Origin of the sequence: Flavobacterium sp. ABG (genome assembly GCF_001027725.1) — a bacterium.
Lineage (GTDB): Bacteria > Bacteroidota > Bacteroidia > Flavobacteriales > Flavobacteriaceae > Flavobacterium > Flavobacterium cupriresistens.
Map to the genome: position 1 here is coordinate 34628 of NZ_LEKS01000023.1, position 22451 is coordinate 57078.

At 35.2% G+C, this 22451-nt stretch carries 19 protein-coding genes; 12 read left to right on the plus strand and 7 right to left on the minus strand.

Translation table 11 applies throughout. The features are described 5' to 3' along the window. The first annotated feature begins 6 nt into the window (after positions 1-6). From AB674_RS19225 to truB, 3 genes are all read left to right on the plus strand, one after another. Complete coding sequence (locus AB674_RS19225; protein WP_047778909.1) at positions 7-252, plus strand: DUF3098 domain-containing protein; 246 nt, start codon at positions 7-9, stop codon at positions 250-252. A gap of 83 nt (positions 253-335) precedes the next feature. Beyond that, entirely contained in the window at positions 336-1133 is a 798-nt protein-coding gene (locus AB674_RS19230; protein WP_047778910.1) for an undecaprenyl-diphosphate phosphatase, read from the plus strand. Next, entirely contained in the window at positions 1133-1828 is a 696-nt protein-coding gene (truB, locus tag AB674_RS19235; RefSeq protein ID WP_047778911.1) for a tRNA pseudouridine(55) synthase TruB, read from the plus strand. Before AB674_RS19230 ends, truB begins: the two co-directional genes overlap by 1 nt. Positions 1829-2190: 362 nt before the next feature. Here truB and AB674_RS19240 read toward each other — a convergent pair whose 3' ends face one another. Then, a complete protein-coding gene (locus AB674_RS19240) occupies positions 2191-2808 on the minus strand; it encodes a thioredoxin family protein (RefSeq protein WP_047778912.1) in 618 nt (205 codons plus the stop codon). Positions 2809-2999: 191 nt separating this feature from the next. On the opposite strand from AB674_RS19240, the gene pyrH reads away from it, so the two are divergent. From pyrH to AB674_RS19255, 3 genes are all read left to right on the plus strand, one after another. Beyond that, positions 3000-3707, plus strand: coding sequence for a UMP kinase (pyrH, locus tag AB674_RS19245; protein WP_047778913.1), 708 nt, complete (start codon positions 3000-3002; stop codon positions 3705-3707). 75 nt (positions 3708-3782) lie between these two features. Beyond that, the gene (frr, locus tag AB674_RS19250) at positions 3783-4346 is read left to right on the plus strand and encodes a ribosome recycling factor (RefSeq protein ID WP_047778914.1); all 564 of its coding nucleotides are present in this window, start codon (positions 3783-3785) and stop codon (positions 4344-4346) included. Between the two features lie 116 nt (positions 4347-4462). Next, positions 4463-6958, plus strand: coding sequence for a DUF5686 family protein (locus tag AB674_RS19255; protein WP_047778915.1), 2496 nt, complete (start codon positions 4463-4465; stop codon positions 6956-6958). Positions 6959-7632: 674 nt separating this feature from the next. Here AB674_RS19255 and AB674_RS19260 read toward each other — a convergent pair. From AB674_RS19260 to AB674_RS19275, 4 genes are all read right to left on the minus strand, one after another. Then, positions 7633-9903: a cation:proton antiporter gene (locus AB674_RS19260; protein WP_047778916.1), complete on the minus strand. Its 2271-nt coding sequence runs from the start codon at positions 9901-9903 to the stop codon at positions 7633-7635. Between the two features lie 190 nt (positions 9904-10093). Beyond that, complete coding sequence (locus tag AB674_RS19265) at positions 10094-10813, minus strand: LytR/AlgR family response regulator transcription factor (RefSeq protein ID WP_047778917.1); 720 nt, start codon at positions 10811-10813, stop codon at positions 10094-10096. Continuing rightward, positions 10776-11537, minus strand: a complete 762-nt coding sequence (locus tag AB674_RS19270) for a sensor histidine kinase (protein WP_047778918.1) — start codon at positions 11535-11537, stop codon at positions 10776-10778. Before AB674_RS19270 ends, AB674_RS19265 begins: the two co-directional genes overlap by 38 nt. Before the next feature lie 431 nt (positions 11538-11968). Beyond that, entirely contained in the window at positions 11969-12298 is a 330-nt protein-coding gene (locus AB674_RS19275) for a DMT family transporter (protein ID WP_047778919.1), read from the minus strand. A 178-nt stretch (positions 12299-12476) separates the two neighbouring features. On the opposite strand from AB674_RS19275, the gene AB674_RS19280 reads away from it, so the two are divergent. The 4 genes from AB674_RS19280 (at position 12477) to rpoN (ending at position 18986) form a co-directional block, all read left to right on the plus strand. Further along, a complete protein-coding gene (locus tag AB674_RS19280) occupies positions 12477-14840 on the plus strand; it encodes an efflux RND transporter permease subunit (RefSeq protein WP_047778920.1) in 2364 nt (787 codons plus the stop codon). A 250-nt stretch (positions 14841-15090) separates the two neighbouring features. Next, on the plus strand, positions 15091-15756 hold the full coding sequence (locus AB674_RS19285; RefSeq protein ID WP_047778921.1) for a hypothetical protein: 666 nt from the start codon (positions 15091-15093) through the stop codon (positions 15754-15756). Positions 15757-15991: 235 nt separating this feature from the next. Continuing rightward, the gene (asnS, locus tag AB674_RS19290; protein WP_047778922.1) at positions 15992-17425 is read left to right on the plus strand and encodes an asparagine--tRNA ligase; all 1434 of its coding nucleotides are present in this window, start codon (positions 15992-15994) and stop codon (positions 17423-17425) included. Between the two features lie 100 nt (positions 17426-17525). Continuing rightward, entirely contained in the window at positions 17526-18986 is a 1461-nt protein-coding gene (gene rpoN, locus AB674_RS19295) for an RNA polymerase factor sigma-54 (protein WP_047778923.1), read from the plus strand. Between the two features lie 90 nt (positions 18987-19076). On the opposite strand, the gene AB674_RS19300 is transcribed toward rpoN, so the two are convergent. Both AB674_RS19300 and AB674_RS19305 read right to left on the minus strand, forming a co-directional pair. After that, on the minus strand, positions 19077-19520 hold the full coding sequence (locus AB674_RS19300) for a hypothetical protein (protein WP_047778924.1): 444 nt from the start codon (positions 19518-19520) through the stop codon (positions 19077-19079). 44 nt (positions 19521-19564) lie between these two features. After that, the gene (locus AB674_RS19305) at positions 19565-20155 is read right to left on the minus strand and encodes a thymidine kinase (protein ID WP_047778925.1); all 591 of its coding nucleotides are present in this window, start codon (positions 20153-20155) and stop codon (positions 19565-19567) included. Positions 20156-20396: 241 nt separating this feature from the next. Between AB674_RS19305 and AB674_RS19310 the strand changes: the two genes are divergently transcribed. Both AB674_RS19310 and rsmI read left to right on the plus strand, forming a co-directional pair. After that, positions 20397-21509 (plus strand): hypothetical protein, encoded by a 1113-nt coding sequence (locus tag AB674_RS19310; RefSeq protein ID WP_047778926.1) that lies wholly within the window; start codon positions 20397-20399, stop codon positions 21507-21509. Between the two features lie 106 nt (positions 21510-21615). Then, entirely contained in the window at positions 21616-22335 is a 720-nt protein-coding gene (gene rsmI / locus AB674_RS19315; protein WP_047778927.1) for a 16S rRNA (cytidine(1402)-2'-O)-methyltransferase, read from the plus strand. The last annotated feature ends 116 nt before the right edge of the window (positions 22336-22451 follow it).

A 22451-nucleotide genomic window follows, 5' to 3' on the forward strand; every position in this document is an offset into this window, starting at 1 on the left:
ACAGAAATGAAAAATAATACAACAGAACAAAAACAAGAATTCCTTTTTGAAGGCATCAACTACAAAATCCTTTTGATCGGAATTGCGGTAATTGCATTGGGTTTTATCTTAATGTCCGGTGGTGGTAGTGATAATCCGAATGTTTTTAACGAAGACATTTTTAACTTCAGACGCATCCGATTAGCTCCAACAACTGTTTTAATAGGGTTTGGAATCACGATTTACTCGATTTTTAAAAAATCAAAACAATAGCATTTTATAGATTTTCATTCCGCTTCCTTGCATTTAATAAAGGCAACCGATCTAAAATCTAAAATCTAAAATCTAAACTTTTAATGAACACATTACAAGCTATTATCCTTGCCATTATTGAAGGAATTACAGAATTTTTACCTGTTTCTTCAACTGGTCACATGATTATTGCCTCTTCTTTTTTTGGAATTGCCCATGACGATTTCACTAAACTCTTTACAATAGTTATTCAATTAGGCGCCATCCTTTCGGTTGTCGTTTTATATTTCAAACGTTTCTTTCAGACACTTGACTTTTACTTTAAACTTTTAGTGGCTTTTATTCCAGCAGTCGTTTTAGGATTATTGTTAAGTGATTTTATAGACGGATTGCTAGAAAACCCGGTTACAGTTGCCATATCTCTTTTGATTGGGGGACTTATTTTACTAAAAGTTGACCAATGGTTCAATCAGCCAAATGCAACTGAAGCTTCTCAGGAAATTACCTATTTACAGGCTTTCAAAATAGGCCTTTTTCAATGTATTGCCATGATCCCCGGAGTTTCCAGAAGTGGTGCCAGTATTGTAGGCGGAATGTCGCAAAAACTAAGTCGTACTACCGCAGCCGAATTTTCGTTTTTCCTTGCTGTACCAACCATGTTAGGCGCAACGGTAAAGAAATGTTACGACTATTACAAAGACGGATTTGTATTATCTCACGACCAGATTAACTTGTTAATTATTGGAAACATTGTAGCTTTCATTGTAGCACTTTTAGCCATTAAAACTTTCATTGGTTTCCTTACTAAAAACGGTTTCAAAGTATTTGGTATTTATCGAATAATTGCCGGAATCATTTTATTGGCCATTCACTTTTTCATTCACCCGCTTACCATTATATAATGACTCCTGAAGAATATTTAAACGGACAGGTTTTATTGATCGACAAACCTTTAAAATGGAGTTCGTTTCAAGCAGTCAATAAATTAAAATACCTTTTAATCAACAAAGTCGGACTTCCAAAAAAGTTCAAGATCGGTCATGCAGGGACATTAGATCCTTTAGCAACAGGACTCTTATTGATCTGCACCGGAAAATTCACCAAAAGCATTTCTGAATTGCAAGGTCAGGCCAAAGAATATACGGGAACTTTTTATATTGGAGCCACTACTCCATCTTACGATTTAGAAACCGAAATCGATCAGACCTTTCCAACCGAGCATATCGATGAAACGCTGATTCATGAAACGGTAAAACAATTTTTAGGTGAAATTGATCAAAAACCGCCTATTTTTTCTGCCATTAAAAAAGACGGTGTTCGTTTGTACGAACATGCGCGTGCGGGAGAAACTGTTGAAATCGCAAGTAGAAAAACAACGATTCACGAGTTTGAAATCACGCGAATTGCATTACCGGAAATTGATTTTAGAGTAGTTTGCAGTAAAGGAACTTACATTCGCTCCCTGGCTTTTGATTTTGGAAAAGCAATGAATTCGGGTTCACACCTAACTGTTTTACGCCGAACTAAAATTGGTGACTACGATGTAAAAAACGCCATCGACATCACTTTGTTTGAAGAAACTCTGGAACAAAAATAAGACATCAAGCACATTACAAAAGACAATAGTAATGTGCCTACCCTTAAATTAGAATAGTGCTATTTTTATCCCCGCTGTTGTTTTGGACTAGTAGTGAGTCGCTTTTTCACTTCCAAACAAAAAACCTGAAATAAAATCATAAAACCTTTCGAATAACTTTTTCATAATGGTGGTATTTTTTAGTTGTTAAATAATAAAAACACCAATAAAAAGAGCAAATAAAAAGTAAATAATAGAATTGGGATTCCTCAAGCAAGATACAAAATGTATTAAAATAAAAAAAACATTTTAATACATTTTAAATCTTTAGCCTATTTAACATCAACCAATTAGCAGTAAATTAAGGGCATCACAGCCCAAAATTACAGGCGATCGTATTTGATATTCTCCATAATCTCCAGTAATTCTTCCTGAACAGAAAGTCCTTTGTCTGCCAGATACCACAACTGCAAATCGGTTTTGATTTTTTCATCAATTACACCAAATTCTTTTTTATAGTTTGCCATTAATTCTGTGGCTCCTTTGGGTCTTGGACCCCAATCGGTACGGACAATTCCGGCTTCTTTACAAATCACAATGACTTTGGGTATTGCCCTTCCTCCGTTTGTTAAATAATGACTCATTAATTCATCATTTTCATCACGTAAAACAATTCGCAGATCAACTTTTTTATCTGATGATGAGGCCATCTTATTTAGTATAGGAAGTATTTGAGCTGCATCACCGCACCAGCCTTCCGAAATTACGAGCCAGATATAATGATTCTCCAGTTTTTGAAGTTTTTCGATTGTTTCTTCCGAAATTTTTATTGTTTTCTCCAATCGGTTCATTCGGGCTTCATTGAGACTTGTGTAATGCGTTAAACTTTCAGATTGTTCATCGCCTGTTGATTTTCCGTCGGATAATAAATCGGTAACAAGTTTTCGATATTCATAATAAGAGTGACTATTGAATAATGCTTTGGCTACAATACTTTTCATACTTAATTTGTTTAGAATACCATAAAAATACGATTTTTAAAAAGACCTTGAATTGATTTTTATCACATTCAAAAGAAATAAAACCGGACTCCTCTTAAAAGAGCAAAGTATACAATCCGAAATTATTTTTAAAACACTATTTCTAAAAATCAGAATATGTCTATATTTGCACAAATTAACGCAAGACACACATGAAATATAAAAGGATTCTTCTAAAACTAAGCGGTGAAGCCTTAATGGGTGATTTACAATACGGAATTGACCCAAAAAGACTGGCCGAGTATGCTGAGGAAATTAAGCAAATTCACACTAAAGGAGTAGAAATTGCTATTGTTATTGGAGGAGGAAATATTTTTAGAGGCGTTGCAGGAGCAAGTGCCGGTATGGATCGCGTACAAGGCGATTATATGGGAATGCTTGCAACCGTAATTAACGGAATGGCATTACAAGGTGCTCTTGAAGATAAAGGAATGAAAACGCGCTTACAGACTGCTTTGAAAATGGAATCTATTGCAGAGCCTTACATCAAAAGAAGAGCAGATCGTCACCTTGAAAAAGGAAGAATTGTAATTTTTGGTGCTGGAACCGGTAATCCTTATTTCACTACTGATACAGCTGCTGTTTTAAGAGGAATCGAAATCAATGCTGATGTGATCCTAAAAGGAACCCGTGTTGATGGTGTTTACGATTCTGATCCTGAAAAAAATGCATCGGCAGTAAAATTTGATTACATCTCTTTTGATGATGTATTGAAAAAAGGATTAAATGTAATGGACACAACTGCTTTTACATTAAGCCAGGAAAACAAATTGCCAATCGTTGTTTTTGATATGAACAAAATTGGAAATTTATTAAAAATCTGCGAAGGCGAAAACATAGGAACTGTAGTTAATATATAAGTCTTCAGTGACAGTTTACAGTCGCAGACTGCTTGAACTGAAAATGAGGATTGAAAACTGAAAACTAAAAAAACAATGACTGAAGAAATAGAATTTATATTAGATAGTACTGAAGAATCAATGAATGGTTCGATAGCGCATTTAGAGAAAGAATTTCTTAACATTCGCGCAGGAAAAGCTTCACCGGCAATGCTTGGAAGTGTTTTTGTAGACTATTACGGATCTGCAACACCACTTTCGCAAGTGTCAAAGATTAGTGTTCCTGATGCGAGAACAATTACCTTACAACCTTTTGAAAAAAACATGTTGTCTGTAATTGAAAAAGCAATTATGGTTGCTAATATTGGTTTCAACCCAATGAACAACGGAGACGTAATCATTATCAGTGTACCACCTTTAACAGAAGAGCGTCGTAAAGACCTTGCTAAACAAGCAAAATCTGAAGCAGAAGATGCAAAAATTGGTGTTCGTAACGTACGTAAAGACTCCAATACTGATATTAAAAAACTAGAAAAAGAAGGAACTTCTGAAGATGTTTGTAAATCTGCTGAAGAAGAAGTTCAGAATTTAACGAATACTTATATTAAAAAAATTGATGAATTATTGGCTGCGAAAGAAGCTGAGATCATGAAAGTTTAATTTTATTCGATACAAAACAAAATCCGTCTGGTATATTTAACCAGACGGATTTTTTTATTCTTATTTTTACCTATTGAAAATTAAATATTTTCGTTTCTGAAACCATAATCCTCTGTATGAAGCTATTTTGTTTATTGACTTTGTTTTTTACGCTTACCATTCAGGCGCAATTTCAAATAAACGGAATTGTTACGGACTCCGGCAACAAACCGCTTCCCTTTGCCAGCATTAAAACAGCAGACCACAATAACACCATTACAGATGTTGATGGCAAATTTTCTTTTACGGTTTCCTCTGAAACCGGATTTTTTACGGTTTCCTATATTGGTTTCGAAACCAAAAACATTACCCTAACAAACAACAAAAAATTCTACTCTGTTTCACTTTCTCAGAAAACGGATGATTTAAAAGAGGTTGTTATTTCAAATGAAAACCCGGCGCTGAGCATTTTAAGAAAGGTCATTTCCAATAAAAACAGCAACAATCCACAGAAAAAGCTGAGTAGTTTTGAGTACAAAACTTACAACAAACTTATCGTCACTGCCAATCCTGATTCTATCGACGGACGCATTGACTCTTCGGCAACTTATAAAGATTTAAAGAAAAAGAAAATCAATATTGATTCTTCCGATTATAAATTCAAAGAAATAATAAGTAAACAACATTTATTTCAAACAGAAAAAATATCACAATATCAATTTGGGAGTAAAAGGCTTAAAGAAACCGTATTAGGTACAAAAATGGCGGGTTTCAAACAGCCTGTGTACGAAATTATCGCTTTCAGTCTGCAATCTATTTCTATTTATGATCCGAAATACGAATTGCTGGAAACGAAATATGAGAGCCCAATTTCAAACAATGCACTTAAAGATTACACGTACAAGCTGCTTGACACGGTGACAGTACAGGGGCGTGAAACCTACATGATCCATTACAAAAACAAGCAAAAAAGAAATGCATCTGGCTTGGAAGGTGTTTTATACATAGACGCAGAAAATTTTGCTATCGCCAAAGCTGTAATGCGTATAAAAGGTGTTTTGGACATTAGCGGAATCCATGAGTTTGAATATGTTCCAAGTGAAAAAATATGGTTTCAAAGCCGTACCACATTCAAAATTGTAAAAGGAAAAAACGACGAGGATATTAAAATTCTGGGAGGAACCATTCAATTTGATGCAGATACCGGAGAAAACTTTGAACCGAGAAAAAAAGCAGCGTCCGACTTCACCTATTTACTTTCTGAGAGTAATAATTTTGATATTCACTACAACACTAATCCGGTCATAAAAAACCCGGCACTTTATATCGAAATTAAAGAGGATGCCAGCAAAAAACCGGAAGCTTTCTGGAACGAATATCGCAAAGAAACACTTGATCTGAAAAGTCAAAAAACCTATTTATTGCTGGACAGCATTTCCATCAAAAAAAGAATTGAAAAACGTTTGGGCCTTGGTCGAAAAATCATCAACGGTTACATTCCGGTGGGCCCAATTGATTTTGACCTAAAAAAACTAATCAGCTACAATAATTACGAAGGTTTTCGTCTGGGTCTTGGCGGAATTACGAATGACCGTTTTTCTAAAAATTTCCGAATTGAAGGATATGCCGCTTATGGAACAAAAGACGGCACAACGAAATACAGCATCGGCTCCGGCTTTTTACTCGATAAAAACACCAATACATGGCTAAATGGGTATTACTCGGATGATGTTCGGGAAATTGCGAGTACCGTTTTTGCAGTCGACAAACGCGTTTTTAAAATTTATGATCCACGTCCAATAAACATTAGTACTTTCTATCAGTATGTAGGCTGGAGGGGTAATATTCAGACTAAGATCATTCCGAAAACGGAGGCTGTTCTGGAATTATCTCGAAATCACATCGAACCTAAATTTGATTATCTTTTTAATCTGCATGGAAAACTGTATTCAAGTTATATCATGACTACAGCAATGCTTTCTATTGCCTGGTCGCCGTTTAGTGATTTCATGCAAACCCCAACCGGAAGAACCGAAGCGGATAAAAGGTTTCCAAAGTTTACTTTTCAATATACCCAATCGCTTCCAGATGTATTTGAAAATGATTTTAAATTTGGCAAAATCGATTTCAAAGCTGAATATGAAAAAAAATATTTAAACAGTCAGAAAACTGGTGTACTACTACAAGGGGGATATGCTTTTGGCGATGTGCCCATTACCCACCTATACAATACGGCTCCGAATAACCTGACCAAAGAAACAATTGTTCAACGTATTACTTTTGCCGGCAGAAACAGTTTTGAGACCATGTATTTTAATGAGTTTTTCTCCAGTCAATATGTAATGTTTCAAATTAAACATGGTTTTGACCGAATCCGAATCCTCAGAAAAGTTCGCCCTTCATTGGTACTGGTTACCCGAATGGCTTGGGGAAATATGGAAAACCCACAACAACATGTCGGTCCTGCTTATAAAACACTTGACAAAGGTTTCTTTGAATCCGGAATCGAATTAAACAAAATCTATAAAGGCATCGGTTTAGGAGGTTTCTATAGATATGGGCCAAATCAACTGCCGCGATTTGAAAATAATATTGCGGTTAAAATATCTTATGTATTGGATTTGGGGATCTAAAAAATTTTAAAATTCCAATCCTTTAAAATTCCAAATTCCAATGGAATGCTTTTTATGATTCTGAAATTTGTGAAATGTGAATACATCTGCGTTTACTGAGCTTATCTTTACGGAGTTACTTGCGGAGATTTCTCCTTTGTCGAAAGGACAAATGGGGTGTCTTTTTTAGATAAACTAAATTGCCCCTTTTAATGTTTAACTAACACTTGATCCCTAAATCTGCGGCTTTTGTTTTTATGCCACAGATTTCACAGATTAAAATGATTTCTCTATTTGGCTTCCTTGTATCTTCTGGATTTGATTCTTTATCACTAAAATCAATCATCACACAAACAAAAAAATCCCAAACTCCAACAAAATTGGAATTTGGAATTTAAAAAGATTGGAATTTAACCCCTGTATTTTATAAAATTAAATATAGGTCCATTGAGTTAGATGCACTGCTGTGCATCTCTACGGAAGGGAAAAACAAAAAAAAATCCAAACCCCAACAAAATTGGAATTTGGAATTTAAAAAGATTGGAATTTCATCCCCCCTCTATTTTATAAAATTAAACATTCGGGCATTGAGTTAGATGCACTGCTGTGCATCTCTACGGGAGGGAAAAACAAAAAAAATCCAAACCCAACAAAATTGGAATTTGGAATTTAAAAAGATTGGAATTTACCCCCCTCTATGGTTTCAAAATCAGAACTGAGGGCGTATTATTCAACCATATGCTTTGTGATTCAATCAGTTTTTTCCAACTGTCTAAACTGATGATCATCAGATTCTGACTTTCTAAAAACTCTTTTTTGATTGTTCGGTCGTGCATGATCATGATGTGATTTGGAGCGATTTGCTCTATCGAACGAATGGTTTCCTGAATATCACGGGTGCTTTTCATTTCACCGCTTGCATCTAAAACTGTAATCTGAGAACCATTATTATTGATTAACTTTTTAGCATATTCAATTAAAAAAGCATCTTCTTTATTGAAAATCGGCATAAAAATCTGGTTGACGTCTTCTAAGTCTTTGTCGATAAAAATACCGACCGGCATTTTACTTTTAGCAATAATATGACGTGTTCTCTCATCAAAAGGAGAATTTTCAAACAGACCTTCTTTTCCTGTGAACTTATCAATTAAGCGATCCGGGTTTACAATTCTGGAGGTAAAGCCAAGTATTTTTCCAAGCAAAGTCCCTTCAAAAATAGATTGTCCCAAACCTACCAATAACAAATCATAGTCCCCTTGATTGGCGGTATCGATGATATCGGTATCAATATCGTTTGTAACTTTAAAAACACTAACCATATTTTGATTCAGACGTTCTGACTCTTCGATAACCGGAACCAACATTTTGCGTTCCTGATCTTTCACATCAAACGAATGCACTTCTGTACTTAAGGACAAATGCATTGCTGTAACAATAGAATTATCAGATTGTTTTTTAACCAGGCTGTTCGCAATTCGCAACAGTTTTTTACCTTTCTCGGGAGTCGCAAAGGACAGCAGAATCTTAAACTTGCTTTTGTTCCCAATCTCTTGTGGAATGGCCGTTATTTTATCTTTAAAAATAAAGCCTATAAAATCCAACGCCGGGCCCGTCATAAAAGTGGTCACTAACGCCATAATCACCATCATAGTAAAAATCTCAGTAGACAGAACACCTAAATCATATCCGATATTCAGTACTACGAGCTCCATTAAACCCCTCGTATTCATTAAAGCGCCAATCGCCAGACTGTCTTTCCAGCTTTGTCCCATAAACTTGGCAGCAAAAGCACTTCCAAAAAATTTACCTACTACGGCAACGGCAATAATTAAACCTGTGATTTTCCACAAATAAGGATCATTCAATAAACCAATTTGTGTACGTAATCCAGTAAATACAAAGAACAACGGCAATAACACGATGATGGCGACATCTTCGACTTTTTCAATAAAAATATTTCTGAACGTATTGTTTTCCGGCATAATGGCTCCGGCTAAAAAGGCTCCAAATAAAGCATGAATTCCAATTAGCTCAGCCGCATAAGCAGAAAATAGTAAGGTTATAAAGAAAATCGCAACAACCGGTTTATTCAGACTTTCGCGGGTTGAGTTTAAGTCCCCCACTCGTTTTAGAAACGGACGAACTATTTTGAGCATGATAATAACATACAAAACCGCCAAACCAATTACATACAAAGAACTAGTAAAAGAACCCGCTTTTACAATTGCAATTACAACAGCCAAAATACACCAAGCGGTAATATCATCTGCGGCAGCACAGGTTATCGCAATTGTACCCAGTTTTGTTTTTTGCATCCCTCTCTCCTGAACAATTCTGGCCAAAACAGGAAATGCGGTAATACTCATGGCAATTCCCATAAACAATCCGAAAGAAGAGAACTCTACGCCAATTGGAGCAAAAGTGTGGTAAATAAAATAGGCTAAACTTAACCCTAATGCAAACGGAATTACGATACTGGCGTGGCTTATTACAACTGCATCATGGGCTTTATTCTTCAGTACTTTTAAGTCCAGCTCCATTCCAATAACGAACATAAAAAGGATTAAACCAATCTGACTTAAGAACTGCAGATTCCCTAAAGATTCTTTTGGAAATAATGTAGCGGAGAATTCCGGGAAATACATTCCGACCAAAGACGGCCCTAACACAATTCCGGCAATCATTTCGCCGATAACAGAAGGTTGACCAATTTTTCTAAAAATCCACCCGAATAAACGTGCCACCAGAATAATCGTAACAATCTGCGCTAACAAAATAGCCAAAGGATGTTGCAGGTTTTCGACCATAGAATGCAGAAAATCATTCCAATGATTGCTTTCTATTTTTTTGCGAACAATTCCACGGCCTACTTCCAGCGAAGCGCCCTTAACAATCACCCAATATATCAAAGCAGTAAAACCTCCAATAATGGTAACGTAAAACGCTGAGTTTTTTATGCTGTTCATAACTTCTCTTTTAATTTTTATGGGGCAAATATCAGAAGTGATTTCTTATCCAAGAAGTAAATTTAAACCTAATTTTCAATCCATGTAACAAGTCCGAAAAACTTTGTAATAAGTTGGAATAGTTGATAAAAAAGAGCTTCGACTTTGCTCAGCTTGGGCTTCGGCTTTGCTTAGCCTGACAATTGGAAAGTTATATTTTTATTTTTTTTAAGAAGTCTGAACGATAGGTTTCGCTAAGTAATAGTGTGCTGTTTTTTTCATTCTTTTCTAAATGATGCAAAACAATTTCGTTGTGATTGAAAAACTTAATGGCTTTTACCGCGACAATCTCTTTTTTGTTTACGCGACAAAAGTCGGTTTCGGGTAATTCTTTTAGGAGGGTATCAAATTTAACGTTTTTCAAATTCAGAAAACTGCCATCGGTCAACAGTACCGTTTTATCGCGGCTGTCGCTGATTGCAGTTTTTATGTATTGAATCTGATCAAAATACAGCAAAGTCTTTCCTTTATCGGTATTGAGCTGTATGAATTTTTTGGCTGCGTCGGGTTTGTGGAATCGTTCTGCTGCTTTTGAGATCGCTTTCTGTAAACGTTCCAATTTTACCGGTTTCGTGATATAATCTACTGCCTCGATTGTAAAAGCATCTGCAGCATATTCTTTATAAGCGGTACAAAAAATAACCAGCTTATTTTGCAACATTTCCGCCAAATGCAAACCGTTAATTCCCGGCATTTCGATGTCAGAAATTAATAAATCAAAATCGAGTTGGTCCATTTCGGCCAATAGTTTCTCGGGATTATTAAACGTTTTTACGATTTCGACTTCGGAAATTTGTTCGCAAAGCATTTTCAAATACGTCAATCCAGGTAACTCATCGTCCAGAAGCAAGCATTTCAGTTTTGTATTCAAGTAGATCAATTTTTAGGTGAGCAATGTAAACATCATTTTCTACAAATCTCTCGAGTTTGAAATTATTTCTGTAAATAATCCGCAGACGATGTTCTAAAGTCGAGTGACCAATACCGCTTCGCTCTTTTTTCAGCACTTTTTTATCTGAGATTTTATTGGAAACGGTCATAGAAAAGGCGTTGTCTTTAAACTCAAAAATCACAGAAATAAAAGCATCAGCACTTTGCAAATCGGCATGTTTGAAAGCATTTTCGATTAAATCAATAGAAATTAGTGGTGCCAATAAAGGCTGCTCGTACAATTTATCCTCTTTATTGATATTGGTTTTGATTTTCAATTCAAACAGCGGACTGATCTTGATTTTATTGATTTCGATTAAATTCAATGCAAAATCAATTTCTTCTTTTGCAGTGACAAATTTCTTTTTGCTTTCGTATAAAATATAATCCAAAACATTCGCCAGTTTATCTAAAGCAAAGTAGGTTTGATAGGCATGCGATTGAATCGAATTTAGAATATTCTTAAAAAGATGGGGATTCAGTTTTGCTTCCAGTGTTTCCAGCTGCAAGTCATTGACTTTCATCTCGAGCGCATAAAAACTTTTTTCAGCATCGTCTTTTGCTTTTTTTGAATGCATTAATTGATACACCATAAAACCAATGATGACAACCAATAATAAAATAATGGCTAAAAAAATAAAAGTAATGGTATCGTTTTCCTGCATAGTACTATTTTTTTTTGAACACGAATTTCACGAATTTTCACAAATTGAGCTCTCTTTTGACACTAAAAAAATCGTTTAATTCATGTCATTCGTTGCGTTGTTTTGCCACAGATTAAACGGATTAAACGGATTCTCGCAGATTTTTTTTGTTTGGTCCTAAAAAAACTTTAAATCTACAACTGTTTTTTTGCCACAGATTAAGCGGATTAAACGGATTCTCGCGGATTTTTTTTTAGCTTGGCGCTAAAACTTTAAACCTGTAACCAGTTTTCTTGCCACGAATTACGCAAATTTCACAAACTAAAATATACGATCTGTGTAAATCCGTTTAATCCGTATAATCTGCGACCTTTTTTAGCCACCAATTGCGCAAATTTCACGAATTGAAATATACAATCTGTAGAAATCTGTTTAATCTGTGGCTAAACTTTTTAATGACTAGATACAAACTTCAACCCAATGATCGAAGCAATTAATGTCGAAAGAAAAAAGACTCTCCAAAAAGTAACCGGTTCTTTAAAAATCAGAATCCCTACCAAAACGGTTCCTACTGCTCCGATTCCTGTCCAAACGGCATAAGCGGTACCAATTGGTAAAACCTGTGTTGCTTTATATAGTAAAATCATACTGATAGAAAGACAAACAAAAAAGCCTGCCATCCAATAGGTTGAAATAATTCCGGTTGTTTCTTTCGCTTTTCCTAAGCACGAAGCAAATCCAACTTCAAAAAGTCCCGCAATAATTAACAAAATCCAATTCATTTTTGTTTCATTTTAAATTAAGCGCAAATATCCGAAAAGCTAAGCTAGTAATTCTAAAATCAACTATAAAACTTAGAAATCCAATGGTAATTTTGTGTTAACATACCGTAAAAACTGAACCAATTGTTTATGATTTTGAGCACTTTTCACTACATTTGCATCCATTTTTAAAGATTTTATGAAAAACACTATTCAAGTCGGATTTTGGGAAAAAATAGCCCGAATCATACTTAAAAACAGAGTTGCAATATTAGTTCTCCTATCTGCCTTAACCATTTTCCTTGCTTATCAATGGAAAAACCTTTCTATGACCTATACCGAAGCCAATCTGCTTCCTAAAAATCATATTGCCAATAAAGACTATCAAAAATTCTTAGACAAGTTTGGTGAAGAAGGAAATCTTGTTGTAATTGGTTTTAAAGATCCTACCTTTTTTACTCCGAAAAATTATGCTGCCTGGAATGAATTAATGACAGGTTTAAAAGAATCCAAAGAAGTAGATTTAGTGGTTTCGTTAAACGATTTAAAGAAACTGGAAAAAGATACGGTTAACGAGAAATTTGTTTTGTCACCGTTTATCAACCAAAGCAAAACACATGATCCGGCTTATCTGAAAAGTGTTCAATACGATTTATTCCACAATCTGCCTTTTTACGAGGGATTATTGTTTAATAAAGAAAGCGGCAGTGTTCGATCTGCTATTTACATCAATAAAAAGATTGTAAATACAGCCGAAAGAAAAACTTTTATCCTTGAAAATTTAGTCCCAAAAATCGATAAATTTGAAAAAACTACGGGAATTGACCTGCGTGTTTCGGGGATGCCTTATATCAGAACTATCAATGCTGCCAATATGAAAGGCGAAATCGGACTTTTTATCGGTGCGGCTTTACTGACTGTTTCTTTGATTTTCTTTTTCTTTTTCCGTTCGTTCAGAGCTACTTTTATTTCCATCTGTATTTTGATTGTCGGGGTAATCTGGTCCTTCGGAACACTTGGATTATTTCATTACAAAATCACGATTCTAACGGCTATTATTCCGCCATTAATTATCGTAATCGGAATCACGAATTGTATTTTTCTGATTAATAAATACCAGCAGGAAATCAAACTTCACAATAATCAGGCAAGAGCTTTGCAACGTATTATTTCGAGAATCGGAGTTTCGACTCTAATGACGAATCTGACGACTGCAATTGGTTTTGCTACTTTTATGATTACGGGCAACGATCTGCTTTTTGAATTTGGTTTAGTGACTTCTATCAATGTGATCTCTGTTTATTTATTGACTCTTTTAATTGTGCCAATTATATACAGCTTTATGTCGATGCCAAATGAAAAACATTTGTATCACTTAACCAAAACCTATATTTCTACCCTGCTTGACTTTGTTGAAAATGTGGTAAAAAACAAGCGCAAAGTAATTTACATCCTTTACGGTTTGCTTTTAGTTTTTAGTGTTATCGGAGTTTCACAAATGAAAGTTTCGGGAAGTTTGATCGGAGAAATGCCAAAAAGTGCTTCGTTCTTTAAAGACATTTTATTCTACGAAAAAGAATTCAATGGTGTAATGCCTTTGGAAATAATGATTGACACTAAGAAGAAAAAAGGTGTTATGAAAGCGTCTACCATTCGTAAAATGGATGAATTGCAAAATACAATTATCGAAATGCCTGAATTGGCAAAACCAGTTTCGATTGTAAATTTGGTTAAATATTCAAAACAGGCTTTTTACAACGGAAATCCTGAATATTATCAACTGCCAACTTCGCAGGAGCAAACTTTTATTTTGGGCTATGCTAAAAATGCGACGAAAAACAGTAAAGACAATCTAATGAAAGCTTATGTAGATTCGACTGGTCAATATGCCCGTATCACTACTTTCATGAAGGATATCGGTACAGATGAAATGGCGAGAGTCGAGAAAAAACTACATAAAAAAATTGACGAAATTTTCCCAAAAGACCGTTATGAAGTTACGGTTACCGGAAAAGCTTTGGTTTTCCAGAAAGGAACTTCGTATTTAGTAGACAACTTAATCGAATCGTTGATTTTTGCTATATTGGTGATTGCGATACTGATGTTGTATTTATTCCGCTCTTTCAAAATGGTTTTCGCTTCGGTTATTACGAATGTTTTACCGCTTTGCATTACTTCGGGATTAATGGGGTATTTTGGAATCCCTCTAAAACCGTCTACTATTTTAGTATTCAGTATTGCGTTCGGAATTTCGGTAGATAATGCGATTCAGTTTATGGCGAAATACAAACATGATTTATTGCAAAGTAACGGAAAGGTCAAAAAATCTGTTTTCAGTGCTTTAAGGGAAACCGGAATTAGTACTTTTTATACTTCGGTAGTTTTGATTTTAGGTTTTGCTACTTTTACGCTTTCCAGCTTTAGCGGAACAATTGCACTTGGGGGATTAATTTCTTGTACGCTTGCATTTGCGATGTTTGCGAACTTATTGGTTTTACCGGCTTTGGTTTTGACATTTGAGAAGAAGAAGGCGAAGAAAGAGGATTTGGAGAATTTGGAGTAGTTTTTTTGCCTCGAATTAGCGCGAATTATTCTTATGCTTGTAGCTTACCCGCTCCTAATCTTGTCATTTCGAGCGAAGTCGAGAAATCACGCACGCTGAGCACGCAATACATGGATTATTGAATGCGATTTCTCCTTACGTCTTAATAGACAAGAAAATAAGAATCGTAATTCTACAAATAAAAAATAGCTAAGAATTTCACAAATTAGTGCGAATTAAAATCGACTAACTTCATTGTCATTTGTATTTTATGAAAAAAAGATTATTTATTCTGATTTTACTTTTTCCTGTTTTTCTTTTAGGTCAAACTAAAATTGATGAGAATATTTCAGTTAATTTCCTTGAAAAACCTGAAACAACTGAATTCAACATTGAAAATACAAATCCTGAAAATGTAAAAGCGAAAGCAACAGCATTTTATCTCAATTCTAAAGACGATTCTTATATTGCAATGCGAATAAATGCAATAATTGATGGCAAACCATACAATGAACTTTCTCAAAGCATAATTGCTTTAAAAGCAGTCTATAAATATATCTTGACTGAACAACTTAAAAGCATGGAAAAAAAAGGCATGTTTTTAAAAGATTCATCACAAATAAAAATCGACAATTACTTAGCTTACAAACTAAGTTTTAAGGGAAAAAACTCAGAAGAAGAAAATGCAGAAAGTCGAATTTTAATTTTGAATGGTATAACTTATATATTTATTTATTCGCAAGTTGCATCTTATGATAAAGTAAAAAAAGATCAATTTTTCAAGTCAATAAAAATTAACCATTCTGAAAATTTAAAACAAATCGAGGAACCTTATAATTATTTTAATGTAATAATAAGGATTTTAGGTGGCGTACTTTTTCTATATTTCATTAGGAAATTTTTGAAAAAAGAGAAAGAAAACAATCGAATAAGGTAATTTCAAATTTGAATATTGAATGCGATTTCTCCTTCGTCGAAAGGACAAAAATGAGACAAATTGCTATGTTTTAAAACGAGAGTCCTAGCCCTGATAGTAGCGGCATCCTTTTTCTTGCTTCTTTAGCAAGAAAAAGATATAGCGGATAGCAGGAAACAGCTACTAATTTTAATTATTATCGTTTATATTTGCAGTTATTGAACAACAATATTATTTAATATCAATTTTATTAAAAATGAAACACACAAAAGTTAAAGACTTATTAAACAGTACTACGACGCTTCAGGAGGTTAATGCAAAAGGATGGGTGAGAACTTTTAGAAATAATCAGTTCATCGCTCTTAATGACGGTTCTACCATTAATAATATACAATGTGTTGTTGATTTTGAAAATACACCGGAAGAAATTCTGAAAAGAATCACAACGGGAGCTGCCGTTTCTGTAACTGGAACTTTGGTTGAAAGCAAAGGTGCTGGTCAGAAATACGAAATTCAGGTTTCTAAAATTGAAATTTTAGGAGATTCTGATGCGGAGAAATTCCCAATGCAGCCTAAAAAACACTCCCTTGAATTTTTACGTGAAAATGCACATTTACGTGTACGTACGAATGCTTTTGGCGCGATTATGCGTGTGCGTTCGGTATTGTCGTTTGCGGTTCACAAATATTTTCAGGAAAAAGGTTTTGTGTATGTAAACACACCAATTATCACCGGTTCTGATGCTGAAGGTGCAGGAGAAATGTTTAAAGTTACGGCTTTGCCATTTGACAACACACCAAGAACAGAAGACGGAAAAGTAAATTATAAAGAAGATTTCTTCGGAAAAGAAACCAACTTAACAGTTTCAGGACAATTAGAGGGAGAAACTTTTGCTATGGCATTGGGTCAAATCTATACTTTTGGACCAACTTTCAGAGCTGAAAATTCAAATACTTCTCGCCACCTGGCAGAATTTTGGATGATTGAGCCAGAAGTGGCTTTCAACAATCTGGATGACAACATGGACTTGGCGGAAGATTTTATTCAATATGTAATAAAATATGCTTTGGACAATTGTGGTGATGATTTAAAATTCCTGGAAGGAAGATTATTAGAAGAAGAAAAATCAAAACCACAGGCTGACAGAAGCGAAATGGCTTTGTTGGATAAATTAAACTTTGTACTAGAAAACAACTTCAAACGTGTTTCCTATACTGAAGCAATTGATATTTTAAGAGATTCTACTCCGAATAAAAAGAAAAAATTCAACTATATCATTAACGAATGGGGAGCTGATTTACAGTCAGAGCACGAACGTTATTTGGTTGAAAAACACTTTAAATGTCCGGTAATTTTATTTGATTACCCGGCAAACATTAAGGCATTTTACATGCGTTTGAATGAGGACGGAAAAACAGTTCGTGCCATGGATATCCTTTTCCCTGGAATTGGAGAAATCGTTGGTGGTTCTGAAAGAGAAGAGCGTTACGACGTTTTGATTGAGAAAATGAAAGCTTTAGAAATCGACGAAGAAGAATTATCATGGTATTTAGACACCAGAAGATTTGGTTCGGCAACACACTCAGGATTCGGTTTAGGATTTGAGCGTTTGGTATTGTTTGTTACAGGTATGTCAAACATCCGCGACGTAATTCCTTTTCCTAGAACTCCTGGAAGTGCTGAATTTTAATAAAAAATAAAGTTTAAAAATTGTTTCAAGTTTCAAGCTTCAAGTTACCTCAACCTGAAGCTTGAAACTTGAAACATTAAACTAAAAGAACAAAAAATAAATGCTAAAGCAATTTTTAAATTTAAAATTATCCCAAAAATTATCTCCACAGCAAATCCAGCTGATGAAGTTAATTCAATTGCCTACGCAAGCATTTGAGCAACGTTTATTAGAAGAAATGAACGAAAACCCGGCTTTAGAAGCTGGAAAAGAAGACGAATACGAAGCTGATGAATTCTCTAATGAAGAATACGACGATTACGATGATGCAGAATCAGACCGAATTGAAGCAGACGACATTAATATAGACGAATATTTAAGCGACGACGATACCCCGGATTACAAAACGCAGGTTAATAATTACGGAGACGAAGAAGAACGCGAAACGCCTTTTGCTTCTCCGATTAGTTTTCATCAGGATTTAATCAATCAGCTGAATACTTTTATTTTGAATGATGAAGAGCGCGAAATCGCTGAATTCTTAGTGGGAAGTATTGACGATATGGGTTACATCCGCAGAAGTGTGCCGGATATTGTTGACGACATGGCTTTTACTCAGGCGATTTATACGGATGAAGCTATGGTTGAAAAAATGCTCCATATCATTCACGAACTAGAGCCATCAGGAGTTGGTGCGCGCGATTTGCAGGAATGTTTATTGTTGCAGTTAAAGCATAAAACACCTACTGAATATGTTGACTTAGCGATTGATATTATCGAAAATCAGTTTGATGCTTTTACCAAAAAACATTACGATAAATTAATTCAAAAATACGGTGTTTCGAACGAGCAGCTTAAAAAAGCCATTCACGAAATCGAAAGACTGAATCCGAAACCCGGAGGATCTTACACCGGAAACAATAAAGTAACCGAAAATGTAGTTCCTGATTTTGCCATCAGAATTGTTGACGGTGAGCTTGAATTGACTTTAAATGGCAGAAATGCCCCTTCCCTGCATGTTTCTAAAGATTATCAGGAAATGATGCAGACGTATAAAGATTCTCGTGATAAATCGACTGCACAGAAAGATGCGGTTCAGTTTATCAAGCAGAAACTGGATTCGGCCAAATGGTTTATTGACGCGATCAGACAACGTCAGGAAACGCTTTTTGTGACGATGAATGCCATCATGCATTATCAGGAAGAATATTTCTTAGACGGAGACGAAACCAAGTTAAAACCAATGATCTTAAAAGACATTGCAGATATGGTTGGTTTGGATATTTCGACGATTTCACGTGTTGCTAACAGCAAATATGTGGAGACACCTTACGGAACGAAACTGATTAAAGAGTTTTTCTCTGAAGCCATGAAAAATGATCAGGGCGAAGATGTTTCAACACTGGAAATTAAAAAAATTCTTCAGAACACCATTGAAGAAGAAGATAAGAAAAAACCACTTCCGGATGATCAACTTGCCGATATTCTAAAAGAAAAAGGATATCCTATCGCCAGAAGAACAATTGCCAAATACCGCGAACAACTTGATATTCCGGTGGCTAGGATGAGGAAGAAAATATAATTTTTTTCGACAAATAATAGTAATGTATATATAAAACCCGACAGGTTTCAAAAACCTGTCGGGTTTGTTTTTTATTTTAAACTTCGAAAATTATTTATACTGATCCGGTAGTATAGTCACTTTAAACAAAAACACCTTCTTTTTGTCCTTGTAACTGTACACTAATGTAAAGTCATTATTGGCAAAAACTCTAAGACCCGGATTTGCTTTAGCCGTGCTCAGCAGACTTTTTTCAATCTCTTTATGAACTACATCGAGATCGGTCTTTTCTTTTTCTATGTTTACCAAAGTCAAGTTATACTGCGCGATTTTCTCATTTCCTTCCGGCAGACTTACACTATCTAAACGAATTCCCTCTTGTATGGTTAAGGGGCAATTTGTATTGTATTTCTCTACCAATTCCTTTATTTCAGTATCTACTTCATCCGTACTTTTATAAAAATAAAACTGAATCACAAACACCAAAACCAATGCAATTCCAACCGTAATCATCAACCGAATATTCTGTCTTTCTTTACTTTCCTTTTTTTGCATTGTTTATCTTGGTTTTAATGTTATTTAGAAAATCAAAAATAAAGCTATTTCTCCTGATTCTTTTTCATGGCATTGTAATAGGCAGCACGACTAAGCGGCTCATATTCTTCTGTTTCACCAAGCATAACCAGCTTGTCATTATCTGTTTTTCTGAAACTATAGTTGGCTAAATTTCCCGTTCTGGTGCAAACGGCGTGCACTTTAGTAACATATTCAGCGGTTGCCATAAGTGCCGGCATGGGCCCGAAAGGGTTTCCTTTAAAATCCATATCCAATCCGGCAACAATTACGCGAATTCCCTGATTGGCCAAATCATTACAAACCGTAACAATTTCGTCATCAAAAAATTGGGCTTCATCGATACCAATGACATCGCAACCTTGTGCTAAAATTGAAATATTAGCTGCTGCCGGTACCGGTGTTGAACGAATTTGATTGGCATCGTGTGACACCACCATTTCGTCATGATAACGGGTATCTATAGCGGGTTTAAAAATTTCGACTCTTTGTTTGGCAAATTGGGCACGTTTTAATCTGCGAATTAACTCCTCGGTTTTACCCGAAAACATTGATCCACAAATAACTTCAATCCAACCAAATTGTTCTTTGTGATTTACTGTATTTTCGAGAAACATTTTGTATTTTTCTACCTTTTAAAATGAATAGTTTTTATTACTTTGTACTGGTAATAATTTGAAGTAAAAAAATGCTTTTTTACATTTTTCAAAAATAGATAATTTTTATCAAATCGAAGATTCGCAAACGCTTATTAACAGAAATAAAAGTAAGATTAAGCGATTTTCTTTCGGCAATCAAAGCCATTCAGACTCATTAAAAACACACTAAAGTACCGTATTCACTATAATTTCAACCGTTATGAAAAAAAAATTGGAAGCCGATTTAATCAGCATTGCACATCGAATTCTAAAGCTTAAAAGCAAATCCGATATCAATCAGTTATATCTTGAGACACAGAAATTATATGAAAAACTAGCGGTTCTGAAGTTTGTAGACGAAAACTTCGACACTTTGAAACCAACAATCGGACGCAGTGAAGTAGAATCTCATTTAGAAACCATTTTCGAAAAAGAAGATTTAGCTCCTGTAGCGATTGAAACAGAAGAAATAACTCCGGTTGCCGCTGAAGAAACTTCAGAAACCGCAGCAGAAGTAATTCCTGATCCGGAAGTTAATGAAGAAACAGAAGAAGTGCCAGTAATTGAAATCCCGGAAGAGGAAATCAAAGAACCAATTGCTGAAATTATTGAAGAAACTGCTACAGAAGAAATTGTAGCAGAAGAAATCGAAGAACCAATAATTGAAACAATTGTTGAACCGATAACCGCAACTATCGAAGACGAAGAACCTGCAACAGAAATAATTTCAGAAGAAAAGGTTGAAACGCTTTCCTTTGATGCATCCATTTCCGAAGAAACAGCAGAAACAGAGCCAAAAGAAACACTTTCTTTTACAACGAAAAGTGATTTAAACCCGATTCCGGATTTCAAACCTGCTTTTGAACTTACAGAGGAACCGGAAGAGAAGCCAAAGGAAGAAACCGAAATAAAACAAAATCCAATTCAATTTTTGTTTGAAGATTTCGGAGTCAATTATGCGGATGCTGAATTTGTAAAAGTAGATAGTTTTGAAGCCGTAGCGCCTACCTCATCAATTCCGGAACTTAAAGAAAATAAAACCGTTGAGACTGTCGTTATAGAGAAAACAGAAACAAAAGCAACTTCCTTAAACGAAAAACTGGCAAAAGGTTTTCATGTTGATTTGAACGATCGAATTGCCTTCACTAAAAACCTTTTCGGAAACAGCACCGAAGATTACAGCCGTGTTTTAAATCAGCTATTAACTTTCGATTCTTATGGCGAAGCAGCCGAATTTATTGAAAATATGGTAAAACCGGATTACAACAATTGGGAAGGAAAAGACGATTACGCACAACGTTTTCTTGAAATTGTAGAGAAGAAATTCTCCTAAACACAAATCACACCCATTTTCACGAATTTTAATACTTGATGCCATTTCGAAAGACAATGATTTGCATCAATCTGTGAAATTCGTGTTTTAAATAACAAGCTTAATTATGTCTAAATTATATATCGTTCCAACGCCAATCGGCAATCTAGAAGACATGACCTTCCGCGCCATCCGGATTCTGAAAGAAGTCGATTTGATTTTGGCCGAAGACACCCGAACGAGTGGTAAACTCCTAAAGCATTTTGAAATCGGCACGCACATGCACAGCCATCATATGCACAATGAACACAAAACAACAGAAAACTTAATCGCTCGTTTGAAAGCGGGTGAAACAATTGCGCTAATTTCGGACGCAGGAACTCCTGCTATTTCAGATCCGGGATTTTTATTGACACGTGCTTGTGTTGAGAATAAAATTGAAGTGGAATGTCTACCCGGCGCAACTGCATTTGTTCCCGCATTAGTAAACAGCGGATTACCAAATGACCGTTTTATTTTTGAAGGTTTCCTTCCGGAGAAAAAAGGACGCCAAACCCGATTTTTGGCTTTAGCCGAAGAAACCCGAACCATGATTTTGTATGTTTCTCCACACAAACTACTGAAAACATTAGCAGAATTTGTGACTTATTTTGGAGAAGACCGACAAGTTTGCGTTTGCAGGGAATTATCAAAAATGCACGAAGAAAATGTCCGCGGTACAGCAAAAGAAGTATTAACTCATTTTGAAAAAACAGCACCACGCGGCGAAATTGTCGTTGTTGTGGCTGGAAAAACAATTGAGAAAGAAGCTAAGAAAAGTAAGTATTCTAAGGACGAAGAAGAATAAGAGTACATAATATTAGTTCAACACGAATTTCACAGATTAACACAGATTAAAAAATCCTTTGTAAATCTTTTAAATCTGTGACGAAAAAATAAAAACAAGATTACACAATACAAATT